At 40.2% G+C, this 25,260-nt stretch carries 19 protein-coding genes, 1 tRNA gene and 1 pseudogene; 18 read left to right on the forward strand and 3 right to left on the reverse strand.

The features are described 5' to 3' along the window. The first annotated feature begins 11 nt into the window (after nt 1-11). The 7 genes from HMPREF0014_RS09150 to HMPREF0014_RS09180 all read left to right on the forward strand — a co-directional run bounded on the left by HMPREF0014_RS09150 (nt 12) and on the right by HMPREF0014_RS09180 (nt 11,410). Entirely contained in the window at nt 12-464 is a 453-nt protein-coding gene (locus tag HMPREF0014_RS09150; RefSeq protein WP_020992199.1) for a hypothetical protein, read from the forward strand. A gap of 82 nt (nt 465-546) precedes the next feature. Beyond that, on the forward strand, nt 547-7,365 hold the full coding sequence (locus HMPREF0014_RS09155; protein WP_006580603.1) for an N-acetyltransferase: 6,819 nt from the start codon (nt 547-549) through the stop codon (nt 7,363-7,365). Nucleotides 7,366-7,419: 54 nt separating this feature from the next. Then, nucleotides 7,420-9,744 (forward strand): hypothetical protein, encoded by a 2,325-nt coding sequence (locus HMPREF0014_RS09160; protein WP_006580604.1) that lies wholly within the window; start codon nt 7,420-7,422, stop codon nt 9,742-9,744. A 1-nt stretch (nt 9,745) separates the two neighbouring features. Beyond that, on the forward strand, nt 9,746-9,970 hold the full coding sequence (locus HMPREF0014_RS09165; protein ID WP_001104859.1) for a hypothetical protein: 225 nt from the start codon (nt 9,746-9,748) through the stop codon (nt 9,968-9,970). A 105-nt stretch (nt 9,971-10,075) separates the two neighbouring features. Continuing rightward, complete coding sequence (locus HMPREF0014_RS09170) at nt 10,076-10,447, forward strand: hypothetical protein (RefSeq protein WP_000999570.1); 372 nt, start codon at nt 10,076-10,078, stop codon at nt 10,445-10,447. A gap of 10 nt (nt 10,448-10,457) precedes the next feature. After that, nucleotides 10,458-11,075, forward strand: a complete 618-nt coding sequence (locus HMPREF0014_RS09175) for a lysozyme (RefSeq protein WP_000109885.1) — start codon at nt 10,458-10,460, stop codon at nt 11,073-11,075. Nucleotides 11,076-11,212: 137 nt separating this feature from the next. Continuing rightward, entirely contained in the window at nt 11,213-11,410 is a 198-nt protein-coding gene (locus HMPREF0014_RS09180) for a hypothetical protein (protein ID WP_000079897.1), read from the forward strand. 28 nt (nt 11,411-11,438) lie between these two features. Here the strand turns inward: HMPREF0014_RS09180 and HMPREF0014_RS09185 are convergent, their stop codons facing one another. From HMPREF0014_RS09185 to cysS, 3 genes are all read right to left on the reverse strand, one after another. Beyond that, nucleotides 11,439-12,452, reverse strand: coding sequence for a site-specific integrase (locus tag HMPREF0014_RS09185; RefSeq protein WP_001171608.1), 1,014 nt, complete (start codon nt 12,450-12,452; stop codon nt 11,439-11,441). A 214-nt stretch (nt 12,453-12,666) separates the two neighbouring features. Continuing rightward, nucleotides 12,667-12,742, reverse strand: a tRNA-Gly gene (locus HMPREF0014_RS09190). Between the two features lie 63 nt (nt 12,743-12,805). Next, nucleotides 12,806-14,227 (reverse strand): cysteine--tRNA ligase, encoded by a 1,422-nt coding sequence (gene cysS / locus HMPREF0014_RS09195; RefSeq protein ID WP_004887966.1) that lies wholly within the window; start codon nt 14,225-14,227, stop codon nt 12,806-12,808. A 214-nt stretch (nt 14,228-14,441) separates the two neighbouring features. On the opposite strand from cysS, the gene HMPREF0014_RS09200 reads away from it, so the two are divergent. From HMPREF0014_RS09200 to HMPREF0014_RS09250, 11 genes and pseudogenes are all read left to right on the forward strand, one after another. After that, nucleotides 14,442-15,419, forward strand: coding sequence for a KpsF/GutQ family sugar-phosphate isomerase (locus tag HMPREF0014_RS09200; RefSeq protein WP_002051059.1), 978 nt, complete (start codon nt 14,442-14,444; stop codon nt 15,417-15,419). A gap of 3 nt (nt 15,420-15,422) precedes the next feature. After that, nucleotides 15,423-15,962, forward strand: coding sequence for an HAD-IIIA family hydrolase (locus tag HMPREF0014_RS09205; protein WP_004709751.1), 540 nt, complete (start codon nt 15,423-15,425; stop codon nt 15,960-15,962). 37 nt (nt 15,963-15,999) lie between these two features. After that, entirely contained in the window at nt 16,000-16,548 is a 549-nt protein-coding gene (lptC, locus tag HMPREF0014_RS09210; protein WP_002051045.1) for an LPS export ABC transporter periplasmic protein LptC, read from the forward strand. Next, complete coding sequence (gene lptA / locus HMPREF0014_RS09215) at nt 16,532-17,080, forward strand: lipopolysaccharide transport periplasmic protein LptA (protein ID WP_002051027.1); 549 nt, start codon at nt 16,532-16,534, stop codon at nt 17,078-17,080. Before lptC ends, lptA begins: the two co-directional genes overlap by 17 nt. Continuing rightward, on the forward strand, nt 17,080-17,826 hold the full coding sequence (gene lptB, locus HMPREF0014_RS09220) for an LPS export ABC transporter ATP-binding protein (protein WP_002051056.1): 747 nt from the start codon (nt 17,080-17,082) through the stop codon (nt 17,824-17,826). The genes lptA and lptB overlap by 1 nt, the downstream gene beginning before the upstream one ends. A 336-nt stretch (nt 17,827-18,162) precedes the next feature. Beyond that, nucleotides 18,163-19,629 (forward strand): TolC family protein, encoded by a 1,467-nt coding sequence (locus HMPREF0014_RS09225; protein ID WP_009498825.1) that lies wholly within the window; start codon nt 18,163-18,165, stop codon nt 19,627-19,629. Beyond that, entirely contained in the window at nt 19,626-21,761 is a 2,136-nt protein-coding gene (locus HMPREF0014_RS09230; protein ID WP_006580606.1) for a type I secretion system permease/ATPase, read from the forward strand. Before HMPREF0014_RS09225 ends, HMPREF0014_RS09230 begins: the two co-directional genes overlap by 4 nt. 3 nt (nt 21,762-21,764) lie before the next feature. Beyond that, a pseudogene (locus tag HMPREF0014_RS09235) lies at nt 21,765-22,956 on the forward strand (HlyD family type I secretion periplasmic adaptor subunit). A 93-nt stretch (nt 22,957-23,049) separates the two neighbouring features. Continuing rightward, nucleotides 23,050-23,649 (forward strand): YigZ family protein, encoded by a 600-nt coding sequence (locus HMPREF0014_RS09240; protein WP_004887958.1) that lies wholly within the window; start codon nt 23,050-23,052, stop codon nt 23,647-23,649. Next, nucleotides 23,642-24,253: a chloramphenicol acetyltransferase CAT gene (locus tag HMPREF0014_RS09245; RefSeq protein ID WP_004887956.1), complete on the forward strand. Its 612-nt coding sequence runs from the start codon at nt 23,642-23,644 to the stop codon at nt 24,251-24,253. The genes HMPREF0014_RS09240 and HMPREF0014_RS09245 overlap by 8 nt, the downstream gene beginning before the upstream one ends. A 155-nt stretch (nt 24,254-24,408) precedes the next feature. Beyond that, entirely contained in the window at nt 24,409-25,251 is an 843-nt protein-coding gene (locus HMPREF0014_RS09250) for a universal stress protein (protein ID WP_004887954.1), read from the forward strand. The last annotated feature ends 9 nt before the right edge of the window (nt 25,252-25,260 follow it).

Below are 25,260 nucleotides of genomic sequence, written 5' to 3' on the forward strand. Positions count from 1 at the left end.
TGAATAAATTAATGAGTACTATAGAAAAAAGAAAATTAATAAATAGCTTATTTTCATTTTCTAGCAGCGCATTTGTTATTGGTTTTTTCTTTTACTCTTATGTTAGTTATGAAAGCTATTATAGATACGTGAATCTTATTAATATTTACAGTATATTTTTGTTTTTTATTAATATGATTATTGCTTTTTTAACTTTAAAATTTAGTCATATATTGTCAGTTGAGAAAGTAGACTATTTAGATAATTCTAAAACTCTAGGTTTGCAGAATGGGAATATATTGGGGCTTTTGTTTTTAAGCTGTTTTAATATCATACTTTTCAATCCGCTATTTTCTTTTGTAGAGTTTTTTGACAAAGGAGAAGAAAGTTTGAATCTAGCGTACTTAGCAATGACTTGTTCACTTTTTGTTGGTGCGGTTTTGTTGTATACATCTCGACAGCAAATCAAGTCGCTATGTGAATAGTTAAGCTGTCAACAGCAAAAGGCCGTCTAAGCAATAACAGCATTTAAGATTACAAATAACCGTAGTCTTAAGTGCTTTTATTATGTCTGATCAAAATGCAAATCTTACAATTGGTCAATTATTTGAATTAAACCAAGGCAAAAATCCAACTCAAATTGCGGACACTGAAGCTCGTGCACAAAAAGCTGCGCGCTCATTGGGGCTAGATTACAGCAAAATAACAGAAAGTCCTGAGCAAGTCGTATCTGTTGCTGACGAAATCAACACACAAAAACGAGTGAATGAAGTTATTGCTAGTGATCCTGTCTTGGGTAAATATGCTCTTAACCCAAGTCAAGCGGCGGTTTCACTTGATGACTTTGAAAATCTAAAAGGCATTAGTGATAAAGTTTCGTTACTCGGTTCAAGCCTTAATAAACCGCATGAAAATATTACTTATCAAGACATCCAACAGGTCTTAAATAAAGGCACTTCACCAGAACAAAAAAAGCGATTAAAAGAACTTGGTGTTTATGAAGAACCACAGAAACAGATCAAGCCAAATGTTAACCCTAATTTATTGGATACCTTAAGTACAACCATAGTCCCTCAAACTTCTGAGCAAGTATTTAAAGAAAACTACGACCGCATTAAGAAAAATGCGGGTGTTATGTCTGCCGAACGATTCAAAAAATATTATGAAAACCAAGTCTACTGGATGGAACATACGGCAACTGCACAGCCTACAAATCCACAAGATCAAGGCAATCGATATGTTAATGCCGCGATTCGTGCTGTAGCTGCAATTGGTCAAACAGAAGGTGCGGTAATCAATGCAACCACTGGAAACGATAGCCTACTTAACTTAGCAACACGTGTTAAAAACAGAGCAGCGCCATCACAAGAAATGTCACAAGCACTTTATCAAGCGCAGCTTGCAGCACAAACAAATGATGCAGGTGTGTTGGGTGCGGCACTAGAGTTGGTTAGCAATGCAAATGCGGGGTTAGTTGGCGAATTTTTAATTGAACAAGCGCCCCCCGCATTAGTTGGGTATTATGCAGGCGCAGGGGCAGGCGGTGTTTTAACAAATTCACTTATCCGAAATACCGCTAAATATGCACCTATGGTGATGAACTTAGAAAAAGCGGCTAAGTTAGTACGCGGAGTAACAACCGCAGGTAATGCGGCACAAGGCGCATTAGGTGCAGGCACGGCCGATGCTCTGGTGTCATATGGGCAGAACATGGCAGAAGCCCGTGAGAAGTTTTTAACCAAACAAGAACAGATCGATTATGCAGCTGCAAAAACTTGGGGCTCAGCAAAATATTCAGCCTTAGGCGGTGCATTAATGCCTGTAACTTTTGGCGGCCCTTTGCGCACTGTTGGTGGTCAAGCTGTCATTCAATCAGCGGCAGGCATGTATTCCGTTAAAGGTGCGGCTGATGCTGTTGGTGAAAAAGCCGATCCAGTCGAAATGGCTTTAGAAGGTTTGTTAGAAGTTGCAACAGCTGCGCCTGAAGTAGCAATTACATCTGCTGCCAAAGTTAAAAACCAACGTACAGCACAATTTGCATTAGACCAATTGCGACAAGATCAACAGCAAGATGCTGTTCGTTCAAGTACGTTTGCAGCTGTACTTAACAACCTTATTGACCGCAACAAAGAAAGTAAGACAGCACAACGTGATGACTCTGCAAGCCAAGCATTTATCAAACAGGCAGTTGAAGAACACGGCGCGGTTGAAGAAGTTTATATAGATGGTCAGACCTTCAACCAGTTATTACGTGACCGTAATATTGAGCCAACCGATTTATTTGAGCGTGCTCCAAGTCTTCAAGATCAGTTGGGTACCGCGGAAATATTTAACGGCACTGTACAGATACCAGTAAATGAATTTGTTTCTGCAATGTCGGTTATTGAGCGTCCAACAGATTTTGTCGAGAACGTTCGTTCAAGCCCAGACATGCCAACTTATCGCGAAGCTCAAGAGAACCTTGCAAAAACAACGGAACAAATGCAGCAAGAAGCCGATACATATATGGCTGAGCAAGCCCGTTTTGAAAGTGCTGAAGATGCAAAAGAGTTGGTAGCAACAGAAGTACAAAACCAATTGGCTAAAGTCGGAACATTTACGGCTAAATACAATCGTGCAGCAGGCGAATTAACTTCAGCTTTCTACTCAACCTTGGGCGATAAACTCGGCATTAGTGCAAAAGATGCTTTTGATCGCTACCCAATCCGTATTGCTGATGAGCCGACAACAGGTACGGGCACATCGTTTAATCAAAGTGCTAAACCTGAACAAACAATCTCAGTAGATGATTTTGTTAAGGGCCTTAAAAAACAATATGGAATTGAATTAGGTCTAAAAGGTAGTACATCAAGTAATGTTCTTTCATTGCATAAAATTGTTGTGCCTGAAGATATGCGTAATCAAGGCACTGGCACTAAAGCGATGCAGGATATTATTAACTATGCTGACTCGCAAAATAAAACAATTGCACTTACTCCAAGTTCGGATTTTGGTGGGAACAAAAACAGACTTACAGGCTTTTATAAAAAACTCGGCTTTGTTGAGAATAAAGGCCGCAATAAAGATTATGAAATTTCTGAAAGTATGTACCGTTCACCAAACGGTCGCAAATATAATCAAGCAAATGGTGGTACACGCGGCTCTATTACTTTCAGCATTGGTCAAGATGGCTCAACAATTGTATTAAGCAAAAATGCTGATTTCTCAACCTTTGTGCATGAGCTTGGGCATCATTTCTTAGAAATGAATATGCAACTCGCCCTAAGTCCTGATGCGCCCGCACAAGTCCGCGCGGATATGGAAACGGTAATGAAGTGGGCTTCACCAGAAACAACTGATCTGGGCGAATGGGATTTTTTCACCGATGCAGAAAAAACAGAAGTACACGAAAAATTTGCAGAAACTTTTGAACAGTATGTTTTTACGGGTAAAGCACCGAGCGCGGCATTAAAGCAAGTTTTCAACCGATTCAGACAATTCATGATTGCCGTGTACCGGAACATTGAAAAGTTTATGGGCATCAATGACCGTGCAGAATTGAATGCGGATATCACAGGTGTAATGGACCGTATGCTTGCATCATCAAGTGCCATTGCTGAAGCTCAAGCTGCTTCAAATCTTGAAATGTTAATTCATCAAGACGATGCAATGCGTCTCGGTATTTCGCCTAAAGATTATGACGAAATGCGCCAAGACCATGAAATTGCAACAGAATTATCTATAAATACTTTAGAGCAAAAATCTCTGCGCAATATGGTTTGGTACCAAAAGCAGAAATCTAAGTATATGAAAACATTGCAAAAAGAAGCAGATAAAAAGCGTACTGCCGTTCGTGAAGAAATGGCAAAGGAAATTGCGCAAGAACCTGTATATCAAGCTATGGCATTTCTACGTCAGCCGCTTGACCCTGCAGTTAAACGCGATTCTACGAAGGTTGAACCTGAGCGCGATAATCTATTTGAAGCCATTGCAAAATTCGGCGGGCTTGATGCAAATGAAGTGGAAAGCACTTGGGGCATTGATGAAGCTGCCAAAACGAAATCAGGTATTGGCAATAAGCCTGTCGTACGTTCTTCAAAGTCAAAAGTAAAAGGCCTGTCAATTGAATCGATGGCTGAGAAGCTAAGCGAAGAAGGGTATTTAACTTTAGATGAACATGACAAATTTGATACTCGTGAACTTGAAGATAAATTTACTGACCAGTTACGCGGCGTAAACCAGTATTCAAACAAAGTTGATCCTGAGTTATTTGACTACTCACAAGATATGGATTTGCTACAACGTTATGCAGAAGGACGCACAACTAAGGGCAAGTTATCTCTTGATTGGATTGAAGCCAAGTACGGCAAAGACAGCGATATTTACCAAAGCATTTCTAAAGGAGCGTATGGCTTTGCGCAGCGTGGTGGGGAAAACCCCGATGTTGTTGCTGAGATGTTCGGTTATGAAAGCGGGGATGCATTGATTCGCGACTTACTTAATTCACCAAGCCCGAAGCAAAAGATTGATGAGCTTACCGATGCACGTATGGCGGTGCAATATTCTGAATTTTTTGATCAGCAAAGCATTGTTGAATCAGTTGAAGCTGCGTTACACAACGATGTTCGTGCGCGCATGTTAGCTGCTGAAATGGCCGCATTAAACGGTTTACTTGGTCGTAAGTCTGCATTGAATGAAGCAGCAAAAGCAGTTGCGCAAGACATTGTACAGCGCCAAAAAATTAAAGATATTCGACCACATGTACGTGCACAAGACGATGCACGTTTAGGGCGAATGGCTAATGATGCATTCCGTAAGGGTGAAACCGTAGAAGCTGCACGCCACAAGCGCAATCAATTAGTCCAGTTCTATGCGACTAAATACAGCTACGATGCAAAAGACCAAATTCAGAAACACCTTGATATGGTCAAGAAGGTTTTTGGGAAGAATGAGAAGTTAGCAAAAAATCGTGACTTTGATTTTGTGACCGCTGCCCGTGGCATTTTGGGTAAATATGATCTTGGCCGTGAATCTACAAATTACGAACATCAATTAGAGTTAATTCGTAAATACGACCCTACAACTTATGCTGAAATCCAGAACATCGGTGCATTACCTGAAAACCAAAATTATCGTGAATTAACGCTTGAACAGTTCAATGCGGTAATGTCTGCGGTCGAAACACTTTGGCATCGATCTAAAGAAAATAAGATTTGGCATACAACCAATGAAGCTTTTGAACGAGAACAGGTTCGTGAAGAACTTATACAACAATCAAGCAGCAAGAAAAGTATTGAGAAAATTCAGCAAAATCTACTTGGCAAAAACAAGACTGCCGAGCTCAAATCAAAATTCATGGAATTAGGCGCATCTGCAAAACGTGTTGACCAGGTAGTGACTTGGTTAGATGGTGGCCCAAATGGAAAATTCCGTAATTATTTAATTAACCCTATGCAAGACGCCTTAGCAAAATACAGAACTGAAAAGGCCAAAATGCTTAAAGAGGTAGTCGATATCTTTGAGGGTTTTGGCAAACTCGATAATTCAAAAATTGCTGCGCCTGAATTGAATAACTTTACCTTTGTGGGTAAACAATCGTTGCTACATGCGATTTTGCATACGGGCAATATGAGCAACAAAGAGCGTTTAGTTTTGGGTTATGGATGGGGCGCACGTTTAGAAGACGGTTCTGTTGATTTCAGCGCTTGGGATAAATTTTTTAATCGTATGATTAACGAGAATGTGATTACCAAAAACGATATGGATACTATTCAAAAACTTTGGAATCTATTCGATAAGTTCAAAGAACAAGCGCAAATTACTCATAAGAAAATTAACGGTCGCTATTTTGATGAGTTGCCACGTACTCCGATTAGTACCCCATTTGGTGAGTATGAAGGCGGCTATGTTCCGGCTGCTTATGACCGTATGCGCTCAAATGAGCAAGACCGTATTCAAGATAAAAACTTAGCTGAAAACAACCTACAGGCTTTAGATATCGCAACGACTGGTGCGAATTTCACTAAGTCACGTGCGGATCGATATCACGATCAGCTTGAATTAGATATGTCGCGCTTGCCGAGCCATTTAGATAAAGAGTTGCGCTATATACATCTCGAATTACAGATTCGACAAATCGGACGTTTATTGCTGAACAAAGATTTTAGAAATGAGATTGAGCGCGTATTGCCATTCGGGGTTAAACAAGTCTTTAACCCATGGTTGAAAGCAATCGCAAATCAGACCGTTGATGAAAGCTCAGGCGTTAGTTTGCTTGATAATATTTTCCGCACACTTCGCCGCAATACTGGGATTGCGATTATGGCGGGTAACTTAAAAAATGCTGTTGAGCAGTTCACAGGTTTTACACAAGTTGCTGTTGCAGTACCGCCGAAACAATTGCTAAAAGCTCAGGCCCATTATTTTGCTTCAGTTGCTACCCGTGAAGACATGGCAAATAACATCATGGAAATGTCTGACTTCATGAAAACCCGATTCGACCGTGCAGCGGATGAATACCGTTATGCTGTTGATGAGATTGTTTTTCAAAGGGGCGCAATTCAAACAGTGAAAGATTTCACTATGAAGCATGCTTATATACTGCAAACAACCATACAGCGCCCGATGGAAACGATTTCTTGGCAAGCGGCTTTCAATCACTATACAGAACAAGGGATGACACAATACGATGCTGTTCATGCTGCTGATGCGGTTATTCGACAATACATGACAGATATGTCCCCGGAAGGTATTTCAAATCTTGAACGTGGAACACCTGCTAAACGAATGTTTTTGATGTTTTACAACTGGTTCAATATGGTTTGGAACACATCAATGTCAGAAGCTAAGTTAGCGTTAGAGGCAAGCAACGGCTCATGGGTGCAAGCATCGCCACGCTTGGCGTATGTGGCGTTAATGATGATCTCCATTCCTTCGATGCTGTCTGAATTGCTTGGGATTATCTTCGCAGGCGGTCTAAAAGATGAGGACGATGACGATAATAAATGGGATGACTTATCTGCAAAACTTGCGCTTTCACAATTAAAAATGTTGGCGGCTTTTGTACCGTATGCAGGTAATGTGGTAAATGCCGCAATCAGCAATACGGACGATACCATTGTAAATGACCGCTACACGGCGTCACCTGTATTCAGTATGGGCGAGAGTGGGCTTTCACTGATTCAACATGCAAGACGTGCTTTGGATGAAGATAAAGAAGTAAACCAAGGTAAAGCAGCAAAAGACATGTTGAACACTGCAACCCTTGTTACAGGCATTCCGTTTGCTGTACTTGGTAAACCTTCTGGTTATTGGCTTGATGTAGCTCAAGGCAAGAAAGATGCACCAGACAGTATTTACGATGCAACACGCGGTACGATAACAGGGAAACATGCACCTAAAGATTAGCCTGTTGACAGGACACGACTGCATATAGCTTTATATGGCTGAACATTCAATAAAATGGCTGTAGAGATTACAGCCTTTTTTATTGGTGAGCTTATGACAGTTCAGGTTACCGACCGGCTCAGTCAACTATATGTTGGTAATGGAGTGAATACACGGTTTGATTTTACATTTAGGGTTTTCGATCAAGAAGATGCTACGGGAGTCGCGGTACACCTTTTCGATGGTGTAGACTTTGAAAAGATGGACGAACTCCTTTACCAAGTCTTTATCAATGCGGATAAGTTGGGCGGCTATGTAGTTTTTAATAATGCACCAGATTCCGAAACCTCATTTTATATTGGGGGCGAAACACCAGTCGATCAACAACTTGATATAACCAATTATGATAATTTTTACCCAGATTCACTTGAAAGATCACTAGATAAATTAACAGGTATCTTACAAGAATGGAGCCATTTATTAGGTTTTGAAAAACAGGCGCGGATTCTTTCAGGTATTAAATATGACGAAGATGCAAAAAACCGTGAAGACTTACTAAAAAATGAATTGCAAAATAACATCGACTTTCTTCAAGAAAATACAAATGCAATGCTTGAAGAAGCGATTGCAAATGGTGCTGTGAGTGCACTTGCAGTAACTGTTGTTGAATGTCTTGATGATTTAGTTACAGTTAGAAAATGGCAAGGCCGAACAGTGAATGTGCGTTCGGTTATTAGAAATAAACATCTTGGTGGGGGTACTTTTGTATTTAATAAAAACAGTACCCGTACACCAGATGGCTATATTGTTGTTGCTGATGTTGGGGGCAATTGGGAAAAAATCACAGTTGCGTTTCCTACTGTCGACGATTTTGGCGGTCTGGGGGACGACCCAAATTATGACGATGCGGACGCATTCATTCGGTGTGCTTTAAGCCCGTACACAGGTTCGAATATTTATCTTGCTAACAGACAAGTTGAATACCGTATCAATAAACAAGTTGATTGCAAGGGTAAAGGTATTGTTGGTGGTGGATTTAGCAGACAAAATGCTACTGCGTATGCAATGAACTCTCTAAAGGTAAGACCGGGTGATTATTCAAATTCAAACACTCTTCTTAATAATGTGGCATTTATTAACGTTGGCGCCGAAGTAAGAGACTTACAATTAGTAAGTGAGGGTGTTTCAGAGAATATCTCGGGTTTAAAAGTCGACGGTTACAACTTCACACTTTCAAATGCAAATATTTCTGGGTTTTACAATCAAGTATATTTATCAAATGCAACGGTGTCATTCCGCGTTCAAAATTTGATGTCGATTAGCGCTGCAAATGCCGGTTTCTTCATTGCAGATGTTGACTCAAGACAAAGCACCACTGCATATTTTGATAACTGTTCTTGGCAATGGGGTAAATACCCAGTGCTGTTTGCTAAAGAAGCATATCAGTGCGTCTTTAATAATATTATTCTTGAATATATGCAGTACGGTTTAACGGCTGGTATCTGGTCGAATTGCTCCTTCAATGCTATTTGGGCAGAGCAAACACGCGACGGTGTTGCCCGCGATTGGCTCGTAAATACTTCGTATCAACAAACGTTCAATTGTACGGTTAATAACCTATACATTAGAACGCCTTGGTTGAACCGCGCGGACCCCACAGCTCTTGGTGCATCTGATAATATTGGTGGTGTTGTTATCGATAAGAGTCGCATTACCCTAGGTGGCGCGACAGGTGCGAAAATACAACTTTCTCCTTCTGGTTTAGCAACACTTTTTGCTAATTGGTATGGTGGTATTAATCGAAGATTATTAATTACTACTCAACCAACTGCAACAGACTCAAACTATAAAACACCGATTTATATTAATGCACCGAATGGTGAATTGTATTTCGCAAATCAGGATGAAACATCAGTTTCAAGTGTTGTATTTAAGCGAGTAATTGGCGCTACTGCTGCAAATGCACCGTATGTTGCATCTGATTCATGGACTAAAAAAATTCGTAAGTGGAATACATACAATCACGAAGTTTCAAAAGTGGGTCGTTTTATCGCACCGATGATGCTGACTTATGATGTCACTTTTACTACCCAACAAAACAATGCAGGTTGGTCGATTTCAAAAGAATCAACGGGGGTCTATAGATTGCAACGAGATTCAGGGGTAACTACTGAATTAGCGAATCCTCACATTGAAGTTTCTGGCATTTTTGCTGGCACAGGTCTGGGTAGTGGGGATGTTATTTTGCCACCAACGCTTCAAGCAATTGAAGCATACGAGGGTAGTTGGTCAGCTTATAGAGTCGCGGCTGGAGTTAAGTTATTTTTTAAAAATTTGTCAGGTGCGTTAGTTGACCCGATGCGCTTCTCAGTTTCATTCACATTAGAATCAGGAATTTAATATGAACTACGCAGAAATGTATGTAGAAGGTGCACTGCCTAAAATAGAATCAGATATTGCACAAAACGGAGTATGTACTCTTTATTCAAAGATGACTTTAAGTGAAGAAACAACAACGGCCATTTCTAATCTACTTTTTGAGAAAGGGTTCAGCACTGAAGTTTTAATTGAAGATGATCCTGATTTTATTGGTACGAGATTGAAAATAATAATTACCAAAGTATAGTCATAAAAAGCCCCAATTAATTTGGGGCTTTTTACTGTCAACAGAAAACGATACTAAAAATAAACCAATCAATAAAATGATGAAAACATTAGATTGGTGGCAAAAATGAACGACCCTTTAACAGCTAAATCCCTACCATGGGTTTTAAAAATCTGGGCAGCGGTGATGGGCGGGATTCTTGCCCTCATGTTGAGCGGTGATATCAATACAGATGGGATGATAAAAATAAATCGTAGCGTCATTTTAAAGCTATTTATTAGCATCACTATTAGTTTGTATGGTGGCTCTGCATTTATTGAATATTTTGAATTAAGCCATTATTCACACATGGCCCAAGGCTTTGTGATGCTGATTTTTGCCGTCTTTGGGATGTTGCTTATTGGTATTTGGTACCAAGCGATTCAACTATGGAAAGGTAAAACAATGAGCGCTTTAATTTTTGAAATTAAAGAAGCATTCAAAGCTATATTCAAGTAGGAGAGGGCAAATGTCAGTAGATAATGCAGAGCAAATTGCGCAAGCATATTCATGGCTTCGTGCCATGTCTGGCGGCAAGCTAACTCAAGAACAAGTTACAGCAGGCGATTCAATTATCGCGATGAATGGCCTAAAAACATTTGCTCAAGTCATTGGGTATAAGATGAGTGATGCTGTAACAGGCTTTCGCGATATATCTGAAAACGGATACAAACTTATTAAATCTTTTGAAGGGTTTGAGCCAAAGGCATACCAGGATACTGGCGGTGTCTGGACGATCGGATACGGCACCATTAAATATCCAAATGGTACACGTGTTAAGAAAGGTGATATGTGTACAATGGCTGAAGCTGAAGAATGGTTGAAAAACGATTGTGCTTGGGTTGATGCTTGTTTAGATAAGTACTTAAAATTTCAACCTACGCAAAACCAGTTTGATGCATTGGCTTCATTTGTTTACAACGTAGGGGAAACAGCGTTTTCTAAAAGCACAATGTTGAAATCCCTTAATGCGGGTAATTTTGCAGGCGCGGCCAATCAATTTGACAAGTGGGTTTATGACAACGGTAAATTGATCAAAGGATTAGTAAACCGTCGTGCAGCTGAGAAAAAGTTGTTTCTGTCATGAAAGTCTTTCACTGCAAAAGATCAAAGCTTGCGCTATTAATTTGCCTACTGTGCATTCTGTTTTCAGGATGCACAGCGCATTCAATCAATAACAATATTCAAGTATCATTATGCGTAAAGGCAATTTGAGTTTTTAAAATGGCGCAAGTGATGATTATGGTTATGGAGGCGGGTAAGGCTGAGCATACATGCAACCTGCTTGCTGATATAAATAAAAACGGTGAAGTAACCAAGTTTTATGATTATAACGGCAATGAATTAAAAATTAACTTTTTGCAGAACCAAGTTTATTACAACAAAACTTGGTGGCAGTTTACCAAGAAACAAGACATGTAAAATAAAGCCCCTAGATAGGGGCTTCTTATTATGCGGCGTTTAGCATTTTGGCTATTTCGGATGCAGTCGGATTGTAATAGGTATTAACCAGTACACTAATAGTTTTGTGACCTGTAATTTTAGCAAGGATTTCAACAGGCAAACGATAGTCATGAACAAAGCGCGTGATTGCTTCATGCCTTGAATCGTGGAAAGTAATAACACCATCTAAACCAACACGGCGTAAATTACGTTGCCAAATTAAGCGGAAAGCATTCGATGTAAGCGGTACCATGCGATTATCGTTTGGATCATCTGGCAACCAAGAAAGCATTTCTTTTGCCTTGGCAGTTAAAGGCACGTCACGAGATGAGCCGTTTTTGGTATCTAATAGCCGGATAAAGTCAGTAAATATTAAAGACTTTTGCACGCTAAGGATTTCACCTTTACGCATTGCAGTCTCAAGGGCAAAGAGAAATGACCACGCAACACGGTGTCTAGGCTGCGTGGGTGTTTTACCCCATTCATAATCCAAGCCTTTAATTACTTTATTAATATGGTCATCACTAATACGTTGGTGTCTTGGCGGCGGTGCTGAAGGTTTTGTAATTTCTTTGAATGGATTTTCTTTAGTTAAAAATAATTCTTTTCGTGCAAAGTCAAAAACTGAACTGTACATCGCCATTTCTCTAATGACAGTTGCGCCCTTAACCTGCTTCAATCTTTTATCACGCCATTGTTTAACTAGAGCAGGGGTTAAATTGTGTATAGACTCATCTGCTAGTTCGCCCCAATTTTTCTTTAAGCATTTGAGCATTTGAACAATTAAACGAGCACTTTTCATTTTGCGCCCTTCATCCTGATAATACATATCAAAGAGGGCTTGAAAAGAGATGTGGATTTTTTCAGGTTCTGAAACTGGTTGTTCAGATTGTAATTCTAATAGTTTGGTTGCGGCCCACTGTTCACATTCACTAGCTGTGTCACGTGTGGCTGCGTAACGTTTACCTTTGAATCGAACTTCAATACGCCAAGCGTTGCCGCGACGGGTCGGTTTCTGCATTTTTAACACTCCAAATTTCATGGTGGCGCACTGCCGACAAAAATTGAAGATGTACAAATGACACCCACTTTTCTGGCGGCGGCACGGAAATATAAAGCGTTTTTTAATGTGAAATATGACTATTTTGAATAGTCATAGCTGACCTATCGACAATAAAAAACAAGCCAAAAGATTACTAGAATCTTTCAGCTTATTGATTTTTAACAACAAATTTTGGAGCGGGAAACGAGACTCGAACTCGCGACCCCAACCTTGGCAAGGTTATGCTCTACCAACTGAGCTATTCCCGCAATGTGAGCACATTATAGAGTGTTTCATTAAACTGTCAACACTCTTGTGATCTAATTGAACGTTTAATCAGCACGACGCCAAACTGTACCTTGACGGGTGTCTTCGAGAACTACACCTTGCTCAAGTAAAGACTGACGAATAGCATCTGCCTTCGCAAAGTCTTTAGCTTTTTTAGCATCAACACGTTGTTGAATAAAATCTTCAATTTCAGCATCAGACAATGCAAGCGCTTCTTGTCCAATATCTGATTTTAAGAAATCATCTACATTGTGTTGTACCAAACCTAAAATGTTGGTGAGGTAACGTAATGTCGAATAAAGCACAGTCGCTTGGTCAGCTTGCTCTTCTTTTACAGCACGGTTTAACTCTTTGTTGAGTTCAAACAATACAGCCATTGCTTCGGCAGTGTTGAAATCGTCACACATGGCGTTGTTAAAACGTTCAATAAAGCCTTGATCAAGCGTTTCAGTTGTCGTTTGACCATATACTTGTTGATAAGCTTTAAATGAATGGTAGAAACGAGTTAAAGAAGTTTTTGCTTCTTTAAGCGCTACATCAGAGAAGTTCACTGGGCTACGGTAGTGTGAAGACACAATAAAATAGCGGATCACTTCAGGGTGGAACTTCTCCATCACGTCACGAATCGTAAAGAAGTTGCCTAAAGACTTAGACATCTTTTCGCCATCAACGTTAATAAAGCCAACATGCATCCAGTAATTCACATACTGCTCACCAGTTGAGGCTTCACTTTGTGCAATTTCATTTTCATGGTGTGGGAACATTAAATCTGAACCACCACCATGAATGTCAAAGTGGTTACCTAGGCAGCAAGTTGACATTGCAGAACATTCGATGTGCCAACCCGGACGGCCATTACCCCAAGGGGATGCCCAAGACGGTTCATTTTCTTTGGCACGTTTCCAAAGCACAAAGTCAAAAGGATGTTTCTTTTCAACTTCTACATCGACACGCTCACTCGCGCCAGCTTGCATGTCATCAAGCTTACGACCAGAGAGGCGACCATACTTTTCAAATTTGGTGACTTCAAAATAAACATCGCCGTTTGAAGCAGGGTAAGCAGCGCCTTTATTGACCAGATTGCCAATCATGTTTTGCATCTGGTCGATATATTCAGTCGCTTTCGGTGCTTCATCTGGCGCTAAACAGCCTAAGTTCGCTGCATCTTCATTCATAGCGTCGATGAAACGAGTGGTGAGCTGTTGAATCGTTTCACCATTTTCATTCGCACGTTTGATGATTTTGTCGTCAATGTCGGTAATGTTGCGAATGTAGCGAACTTTCCAGCCTTGACTACGCAAGAAACGGATAATGTAGTCAAATGCAACCATAACTCGAGCATGCCCGATATGACAGTAGTCGTAAACGGTCATACCGCAGACGTACATATCGATGTGACCTTCTTTGCGAGGTACAAATTCAACTTTTTTTCGTTGCTCAGAGTTATATAAAACAAACGGTTGCATAAGGGTTTTCAAACACTCAACAAAAATAGTGTTACATCATAACTGATGCATCATTTTTAACAAAGTTTTATGCATGAATTTTATAAGCTTGTGAAATCTTATACATTTAAAAACGTGTAACTGATTGAGTTATGCTAGAATGCCCCCAAATCTTTTGATTAAAATCACCGATCTCAATTAAGAGATCAGATCAATTATTTTGAGTCAAACTCGTATGCCTAATCCTACAGATTTCCAAAGCAGTGCATTAGCTACATTGCGTATTGAGCAACAAGCCATAGATGTATTAGCAACACAAATTGATGACCGTTTTAACCGTGCTTGCGAAGTACTGTTGCAGTGTAAAGGTCGTGTTGTGATTACAGGTATGGGTAAATCTGGGCATATTGGTCGAAAAATGGCGGCAACATTTGCCTCTACAGGTACGCCGTCTTTCTTTATGCATCCTGGTGAAGCGGGCCATGGCGATTTAGGTATGCTGGTTCGCGGTGATGTACTTATTGCAATTTCCAACTCAGGAAAAAGCGATGAAATCATGATGCTTATGCCGCTTATTAAACATCTCGGCGTACCGATGATTACGATTAGTCGTGATGATAAAGGTCCAATGCCGCAAAATGCTGATATCGCTTTAACTCTAGGTGAGTCGGATGAAGCTTGCCCTTTAGGCTTGGCTCCTACTTCAAGTACGACAGCGACTTTGGTTTTAGGCGATGCTTTAGCGGTTGCTTTGCTTGAAGCACGCGGTTTTACTGCTGATGATTTTGCACGTTCGCATCCAGCAGGGGCATTAGGTAAGCGTTTACTTTTACATGTAAAACATTTAATGCATACAGGTGACGAGTTACCAAAAGTTTCACCTGAGACTCCAATGAATCAAGTGCTTTACGAGATTTCAAATAAGCGTTTAGGTTTAACGACAATTGTTGATGAACAAGACCACTTGCTTGGTATTTTTACAGATGGAGACTTACGTCGTCTCATTGATAAACAGCAAGGGTTTGATGTGAATTTACCTGTGTCTGAGGTCATGACCAAAAAACCGTCAACTATTTCTCAAGAAGCACGTGCTGTAGAAGCGTTACAACAACTTAACCAGAAAAAAATCAGTCAGTTTGTGGTGGTCGACGACCAAAATAAAGTGATTGGGGTAATTAGTATGCATGATCTTATTCAGGCAGGGGTGAATTAATCCATGGCATCGTATGCATTGTTAGAACAAGCACGTCATTTGCAGGCATTGGTTCTGGATGTTGATGGTATTTTAAGTGATGGCTTTGTGACGTTAACTAACACGGGCGATGAAATTAAATCATTCGATATCCGTGATGGTTTGGGTATGAAACTTGCGCAACAAGCGGGCATGAAAGTCATCATTATTACTGGTCGAAAAAGTAATATTGTTGATAAACGTATGTCTGATTTGGGTGTAGACCTCGTTTTTCAGGGTCGTGAAGACAAAGGCTCGGCACTTCGCGAAGCTTGTGCACAGTTTAATATTTTGCCTTCAGATTGTTTATATATGGGCGATGATTGGCCAGATCTTTCAGCATTTGCGATTGCAGGAATGAGTGTTACCGTTCCAAACGGACATGAAGAAGTGCGCCGCCGTGCGCACTTAGTGACCCAAGCAATGGGTGGTCGTGGAGCTGTTCGTGAAGTCTGTGATATGTTGCTGATCGCAAAAGGCATTTACCAGGAACTTCTTGAAAAATATCTTGCAGTACCGCATTAATAACAAGATTACTTAAAAAGGTAGGCTATTCCTGCTCATGGATACCAGAGTTTTATATATTGTTGCTGTAGTAGTTGCTGCTGTGAGTGGTGGTTATTACTACTATAGTGGCAAGGCAAAAAAACTGGACATTGGTTCGGCGAAGAATATGACGTATTCGGCGCAGGGCGTCCATTTGACTCAAACTGATGACAAAGGCAATTTGTATATTCGTGCTGAAGTTCGTCAGCTTGAGCAGGATATGCAACAAAAAACGTCAAAGTTGGATCAACTTAACGCCTCTATGTATAAATTAGGTAAAGTTGATGCAACATTCTTTGCTAAACAAGCTTATGGATATGATGATAATCAAAAGGTTGTGTTATCGGGCGATGTGGTCGCAACCAAGATTGCACCTCAAGGAACCATTGAGTTCCAAACCGATGAACTAACAGGTTATCCAAAAACCAGAGACATTGAAACAAACCATCAAGTGGTTGTTCAGTCTCCACAAGGCGAGTTTGTGAGTAAAGGATTAAAAGGCAATTTGAATAACGGTCAGTACGAATTTTTTAATATTCGAGGAAAGTATGCACCAAAGTCTTAATTTAAAACGTTCTTCAGCTTTCCTAAAACAAGCTGCGGTAATTACATTCGTTGCTTTATCATCTGCTTCGACTTTTGCTTTGCCGTCTGACCGTAATCAACAAATTTCATTGGTCGCAGACCGTGCAACTTATAATGACAAAACTGGTTTGACCACTTACACGGGTAATGTTGTGATTGAGCAAGGTACGATGAAGCTTCAAGCTGACTCAATTGTTGCCAATCTAAACTCGAAACGTGAAATTCAAGTGATTACTGCCAAAGGCCGACCAGCTAAGTTCCAACAGCAAATCAATGCCAATAAAGGTGTTGCACGTGGTGAAGGGCAAACGATTGTCTATAATGCAGATACAGGCATTATTACTCTGTCTGGCGGCGCATACTTATACCAAGATGGTTCAAGTATTCGTGGTAATTCTCTGAAATATAGTATGAACAAAGGTGATGTTGAAGCTCAAGGTTCTTCTTCAAACCGTGTACAAATTATTATTCCACCTTCAAGTTCTAAAAGTTTCCCAGGAGCGCGTGACTAATGCAGCAAGCTCTTCAACAACCGCAAACTTTGTGTATTAAGCACTTAGCCAAAAACTATAGTAAGCGTTGGGTTGTCAAAGACGTCTCTTTTAGTATGCAAAGTGGACAGATTGTTGGTTTGCTTGGTCCTAACGGTGCCGGAAAAACGACCAGTTTCTATATGGTCGTTGGGCTTGTGCGTATGGATAAGGGCGAGATTCATCTTGATGACCTCGATATGTCAGATCTAGCGATGCATGAGCGTGCGCGTAAAGGTATTGGTTATTTGCCTCAAGAAGCTTCTATCTTTAGAAAGTTGACGATTGCTGAAAATATTATGTCGATCTTAGAGACGCGTAAAGATTTGAATAAGCAACAACGCCAACAACGTCTTCATGAGTTGTTAAACGACTTTAAAATTAGTCATATCAAAGATTCATTAGGAATGAGTGTATCGGGTGGTGAACGCCGCCGTGCGGAAATTGCGCGTGCTTTGGCAGCAGACCCTAAGTTTATGCTATTGGATGAGCCATTTGCGGGTGTCGATCCAATTTCAGTGGGCGATATTAAAGATATTATCCAAACATTAAAAGATCGTGGTATTGGTGTACTCATTACCGATCACAACGTTCGTGAAACTTTGGCAATCTGTGAACGTGCTTATATTGTAAGTGAAGGCTCGGTAATTGCTGAAGGCACACCACAAGAAATTTTAGACAATGAACAGGTACGTAAAGTCTATTTGGGTGATGATTTTACAGTTTAATTAAAGTCATTAATCTAATTGGTTAAAAAGAGGTCAAGGCCTCTTTTTTGTTTTTTGATGTTTTATAAATAAAAACAATTACATATACCACTCATTTAATAAAAAAATAATGTGTGATTTATTCGACCAATTATGCTGTTTTCATTGAAAAACTATGTAGAATGGAGATGCTTTTAAACGATAACAAACAAGATCAACAAGATCAACAAGATCAACAAGATCAACAAGATCAACAAGATCAACAAGATCAACAAGATCAACAAGATAAGCATGATTGGATATAACCAGAAAAGAGTGAAAGGGAAATGTAGAAAGCAGGCTTTCCTGAAAGGGCTGATGCTTTTAAGTACACTACATGTTCCTGTTGTGATATACGCTGCTAAACCAAGTGAGCAATACCACACCCTGAAAGAAAACTTGTCACAACTTTTTGTCCCTAAAAGTAGTGATGATTTTAAAGTTGCCAAGATGCACGAGCTTAGTAATTTCAAGCTAGATCGTTCTATTGTGCAGGAATTTCCAACTGTTCAACTTAATGATAAGTCGGCTTCATCTTTTTCCAACTTGCCATCTCGAACGATGACATTGCAAGATGCGGTAAAAATTGCCATTCAGCGTAGTCCAGATATTTCACAATCTATTGCAACTTTAGCAGGTCAAAATTCAGGAGTTGACGTTGCTAAAGCCGGTTACTATCCCCAGCTGGCTGGAGGAATTTCAACTGGTGATTTAAGCACTGGCGAGCGTGGTAGGCAGCTACTCACTTTAAGTGCTACTCAAATGCTCTATGACTTTGGTAAGGTCAAATCAGGTGTGAATGTTGAACAGGCTAAAGTTCAGGTTGAACAAGCGAATGTTTTAGTCAGTGTTGATACTCTAGCTTTGGATGTTGCACAAACTATTGTGAATATTCAGCGTTATCTTCAACTTAATAAAATTGCTGAGCAGCAAATTGCCGGTATTCAACGCATTCAAGACATTGCTAATCTACGAGCAAACGCCGGTGTCGCGAGTCAGGCAGATCCAATTCAGGCGCAGTCATACTTACAAGCAGCGCAGTCGACCTTAATTGCGCAGCAATCATTGTTACGTCAATATCAACAGCATTTAAGAACGTTACTCGGCGCAGATGTTACTCGTACTGGATGGATTATTTCCGAAGACCTCGTAAAGCAATCTGACCTTTATGGTGAACCTGAGTTTAATACTATTCCTAAAATGATTGCCGCACAGGCAAGTGTAGAGGTTGCTAAAGCACAAAAAGAACAAACCCGTTTAACACGTTATCCGACCTTAGCTGTTAAAGGCTCGGTCAGTCAGGCGATTAACGGTAAAAATCCAAATAATGATAAGGATGATGGCTTATATAGTTCAGTCATGTTGGAAGCAACAAGTCAGTTTTATCAAGGTGGTGCAACCGCTTCACAAGTAAAAATGGCAAGTTATGCTGAAGAAGCGGCTAAATCTAAAGTCAATTCCGTTTATCTGGATGTGCTGGATCAAATTAGAACAAGTCGTGAACAAATTGAAAATAAACAACGTCAAATGCAGGTTTTGGCAAGTCGCCAAGCAACGACGGTTCGTACACGTGAACTCTACCAAGAGCAATATAAGCTCGGTACCCGTTCACTGGTCGATTTATTAAATGCTGAACAAGCCATTCATAGTGCCAACTCAGAACTCGAATCAGCACGTTATGACATTTATAACAGCATTGTTCAATACATTGCAGCAACAGGACGTTCCCGCCAAGCCTATGGCTTAAATAATATTTCAATTCAGGGGTTCGAAGTACAACCATGATGACAAAAATAAATTACCAGCCTTGGTTACAGGCGGTCTTAACTATTGCCAAACACTACCGAATCGAACCGTCAGAAGAAAGAATTCGTTTACAACTCGACTGGAACCAAAACCAGAATCTAGATGATGTCTTGCAATTAATGACGCGTCAGGTCGGTCTTAATCTTCGTAAGGCGCCATTTTCTTTAGACTTATTAAACCCATGGCGTTTACCGGTTATGGTGGAGTTTAATGATGGACAAGTCGGTGTAATCGATAAAGCAGATACGCAAGGTAATGTGAGTATTCAGTTCAGTGGAGATCAAGGTCTTTCACAAAACTTATCTTTAGACGTTCTAAAAACGACACTCAAAAATGTCTATATTTTACGCCCTGAAACGTCTATTCCAGACGCCCGTATTGATGAATATATCAAGCCATACGAAGCTAACTGGTTCTGGTCGATTGTTTTAAGAGACTGGAAACGTTATATCGATATTATGTTTGCCTCTTTAATTGCCAATATTTTGGCATTGGCAACCATTATTTTCTCGATGCAAGTCTATGACCGTGTTGTGCCATCTCAGTCAATCCCGACCTTATGGGTGCTGGCAGGTGGTGTACTCATTGCGGCTCTTTTCGAGTTTACCTTACGCGTTTCGAGAGTGTATTTATCCGATATTATTGGTAAGCGTGCCGACTTACGTGTCTCAGACCGTGTATTTGGCCATGCTTTACGTATCAAAAATAAAGATCGCTCTAAATCTACCGGTAGTTTTATTTCCCAGATTCGTGAACTCGAAGGTGTTCGTGAGTTAGTAACCTCAACTACTATTAGTGCAATTGCCGATTTCCCATTCTTTTTCTTGTTCCTGATTATCTTTGCGATTATTGGAGGAAAATTATTCTGGGTTATGTTGCTTGTTGTGCCGCTTATGATTTTGCCAGGTGTTCTAGTACAGAAGAAATTGGCTCAACTTGCACAAGAAGGTATGAGAGAGTCTTCAATTCGTAACGCAATACTTGTAGAAGCAGTACAGGGTATTGAAGACATCAAGCTATTACGTGCTGAATCACGTTTCCAAAACCAATGGAACCACATGAATGAAGTTTCAGCCGACATTGGTATGAGACAGCGTAAAATTGTTGGTACTTTAATGGCTTGGACCCAAATGGTTCAGGGCTTAACTTACGCTATTGTGGTGTTAGTGGGCTGTTTTGCGGTAATGGATGGGGAAATGACCACGGGTGCGCTCGTTGCGTGTTCAATTCTTTCTTCACGTATGTTGGCACCGATTGCCCAAATTACAGGGGTATTAGGTCGTTTACAGCAAGCAAAAGTTGCTAAACAAAGTCTTGATGAACTCATGCAGCGCCCAATTGATCAGGCTGATCGTGCACATTTGGTTCATAAAGCTGTTTTAAACGGTAATTACGAATTAAAAAATGTCATGTTCCAATACGGGGATGATGACCCAAAACCAAGTCTGGCAATTCGCCATTTGCAAATTCGTGCGGGTGAAAAGATTGCAATTTTAGGTCGTAATGGAGCAGGTAAATCGACATTACTTCAACTCTTATCTGGCATGCAATCTCCGACTCAAGGTGCTGTGCATCTGGACGGTTTAGATCTGTCTTTAATTGACCCATCCGATGTACGTCGTGATATGGGATTACTCAACCAGAATGCTCATTTATTTTACGGAACAATCCGTGAAAACCTGACCTTAGGTGCACCACTTGCGACCGATGAAGATATTCTTCGTGCTTTGGTCGTGACAGGCGCATTACCTTTCATTCAAGAGAAAAAAGAAGGGCTGGATCACCTCATTTTAGAAGGTGGTGTCGGTTTCTCTGGTGGTCAAAAACAAGCTTTATTATTTGCACGTTTATTAATACGTCAACCGAATATTCTATTACTCGATGAACCAACAGCAGCCATTGATGATGTTGCCGAGAAGCAACTCATTGATCATCTTAAAGGATGGTTGGCGCATCGCACATTGATTGTGGCAACACACCGCCGCGCTGTTTTAGAACTGGTCGATCGTATTATTGTCGTGAATGAGGGCAAGATCGTGATGGATGGACCAAGAGATCAAGTACTTAATCAATCAACAGCCCAACAAAAACAAGTAAGCCAAGGGGGATAATTCATGAGCGAACAACAACAAGAACTCACCCGTTCAATGAATGTATCTTATAGTGAACCACCATTACCACGTGCCAGTTTGGTCATTTGGATTGTGGGAATTGGACTCGTTATTTTCTTTATTTGGGCATGGTTTTTCCAATTAGAAGAAGTGTCTACAGGTACAGGTAAAGTCATTCCATCATCTAAAGAACAGGTTATTCAGTCTTTAGAAGGCGGTATTTTAACTAAATTAAATGTACAAGAAGGTGACATTGTTCAAAAAGGTCAAATCCTTGCTCAGTTGGATCCGACTCGTTTTGCTTCGAATGTAGGTGAATCAAGATCTTTATTAATTGCCGCTCAGGCAACAGCGGCACTTTTGCGTGCAGAAGTGAATGGTACACCGTTGGTTTTTTCCTGAAATTGTAGCGAAAGATCCGAAGCTTGTACGCGAAGAGACTGCTTTATATGAGTCTCGCAAAGCTGATTTACAGCAAACGCTTTCTGGCTTGAAGCAAGCATTACAGTTGGTTCAACAAGAATTAGCGATGACTGAACCCTTAGTTGCCAAAGGCGCTGCCAGTGAGGTTGAGGTTTTACGTTTACGCCGTGAAGCAAATGATTTGCAAAATAAAATGAACGATGCACGTAACCAATATTACGTTAAAGCACGTGAAGAGTTATCTAAAGCAAATACTGACACTCAAACTCAACAACAGGTCGTGATGGGCCGTAATGACAGTTTAGAGCGTGCCGTATTTAGAGCACCTGTACGCGGTGTTGTAAAAGAAATTACAGTAACAACTCATGGTGGTGTCGTTCCGCAAAATGGTAAGTTAATGACGATTGTTCCAATTGATGAACAGTTACTGATTGAAGCTCGCATTTTGCCACGTGACATTGCATTCATTCGCCCTGGTCAGGAAGCTTTAGTAAAAATTACAGCTTATGATTATTCAATTTATGGTGGTTTAAAAGGTAAAGTTACCGTTATTTCTCCAGACACGATTCGTGATGAAGTTAAACAGGATCAATTCTATTATCGCGTTTATATCCGAACTGATACAGACAAGCTCTACAATAAACAAGGTAAGGCTTTTGGTATTACACCGGGTATGGTGGCAACGGTAGATATTCGTACTGGTGAGAAAACTGTACTCGATTACTTGCTTAAACCATTTAATAAAGCGAAAGAAGCATTACGAGAAAGATAACAGAAGAAGCCCCGAAATTCGGGGCTTTTTTTATAGGTTCGCTTCTATTAAATTCACGTTATAATTTGATTTTTATTATGCTTTATTTAATTTATGGCTTTTACGATTGCAGCACCGGTTACATTTGAAGAAGAAATTAAAAAAAGTAGATTTCAGGCTATTGCTGCGCCAGTAGAAAATGAACAGCAAGTGAAAGAATTTTTAGAATTAAATAAAGATATATCGACTACCCATCAATGTTGGGCGTGGAAAATTGGGCATAACGTTCGCTTTAATGATGATGGTGAGCCATCTGGTACAGCAGGGCGTCCAATTCTGGCAACTATTGAAGGCAACGACTTAACTAATATTATCGTCATGGTGAACCGCTGGTATGGGGGTATAAAACTGGGAACTGGTGGTTTAGTACGGGCCTATGGCGGTTGTGCTGGGCAATCCTTATTGTTAGCTGAGCGAATTGAACTTATTGAAAAGAAGACCATTCACTTTTCTTGTCATTTTAATGAATGGGCTATTTTTCAATATGAGCTTACGCAGCAGCAAATTGATTTTCAGGAAACCTATACTGCAATAGGGGTAGATATTGAAGCTAGATTACAAATCCACCAGATTGAGCCACTTGCTTTAAAGCTCCGTGATGTCACTCGTGGCCGAGAAGAATTAAAAGTTGAGGAGGAGTTAGCAGATGACTGATTCCTTACTCAAATACCGTGATCAACATAAGCACCGTTTAAATTATATGCCATGGCTATATTGGACTTTAAAGCCCAAACACCGTGCCTGGGCAGAAGAATGGCAAAAAGAATATCAGGCTTATTTAATGGATATGGAAACAGTCGAGATCGGGGAGAACTGTTTTATTTCACCGTTAGCCCATATTTTTGCCGAGCCGGGTAGGAAAATTAAGATTGGTGACAATTGTTTTATTGCGGCAGATTGTAGTTTACATGGACCGCTTGAGATTGGTAACGAAGTCGCTATTAACCACCACTGTATTTTAGATGGTGGTCGAGCTGCTATAAAACTACACGATCAAGTTCGTATTGCTGCTTATTGTCATCTATATGCCTTTGATCATGGTATGCAACTAGACCGTCCGCTTTATCAACAGCCTGTTCGTTCGCAGGGAATCGAAATTGAAAAAGATGTTTGGTTAGGCGCGCATGTTGGAGTTAAAGACGGAATTAAAATTGGTAAACACGCTGTAGTTGGTATGAATAGTATGGTGACAAAAGATGTGGAGCCGTACCATATAGTGGGTGGAAACCCAGCAAAATTTATCCGTTTAAGAGAATAATACAGTCTTAAGAATGTAATAAAATGTTTGATCTTTAAACAAAAAAGTGGATTTTAATACATAAACCTTAACATACGGATTTTTATCTATGTTAAGTTAAAGCTAAGTTATAGAAAAATCTCCAAGGCAAATAGACCTGAAGAAGAGAGGCAAAAATGAACCGTGTTATTGCGTGTATTGATTCATCACCTTGTATTAATGCTATTGCAGATGCAGCGGCTTGGGTTGCGAAAGCAACTGGACGAGAGCTTGTGTTATTACAAATTTTAGATTACTACCCAGCAAGTTATCACTTAGGTGAAATAAGTGGTGTAATCGGCTTTGAAAGCAATGCAATGTTGCTTAAAGAGTTGGCTGAATTAGAGCAAAAACAAAGTGAACTCGCTTTAGATTACAGCAATAACTTACTCAAACATATCTCTGATCTAATTAAAGAAAAACACGGAATTACATGCTCCAAAATTCAGGAAAAAGGGGATTTTCTAGAGCAAAGTTTCAATCTCTTGCATGAAAATGATATTGTTATTTTAGGGCGAGTGGGCGAAAGGGCTGCCGAAAAGCATAAACCAATTGGTAGCAATGTCGAAAACTTCATTCGAGGCGCAAATTGCACGGTTCTGACTATTGGTGAAAACTTCAAAGTACCGACACGTTTTATATTTGCTTATGAATACTCTCCTACGTGTCAAAAAATGATGCGCCGTATTGCACAAAGTGATTTATTACGGACTTTACAGTGCCATTTAGTGTATGTGGGCGATCATCCTGAAATATTGAATGAACCAGAACATTTCCTTAAAGAAGCCGGCCTAGATGTCGTCACTGTTTACCGATATGGTGATGTTGCCCAGAATATTCTTGAGTACCAACAAGAACACGGTATTCAGATTATTGTGCTCGGTGCTTTTAGCCATAGCAAAATTCATCAGTTCTTCTTGGGAAGTATTGCAACGACCATATTCCGAAACGCGACTGTGCCATTACTTGTGGCTAAATGATGAGATCAG

Source organism: Acinetobacter sp. RUH 2624 (assembly GCF_000162375.2).
Classification (GTDB): domain Bacteria; phylum Pseudomonadota; class Gammaproteobacteria; order Pseudomonadales; family Moraxellaceae; genus Acinetobacter; species Acinetobacter nosocomialis.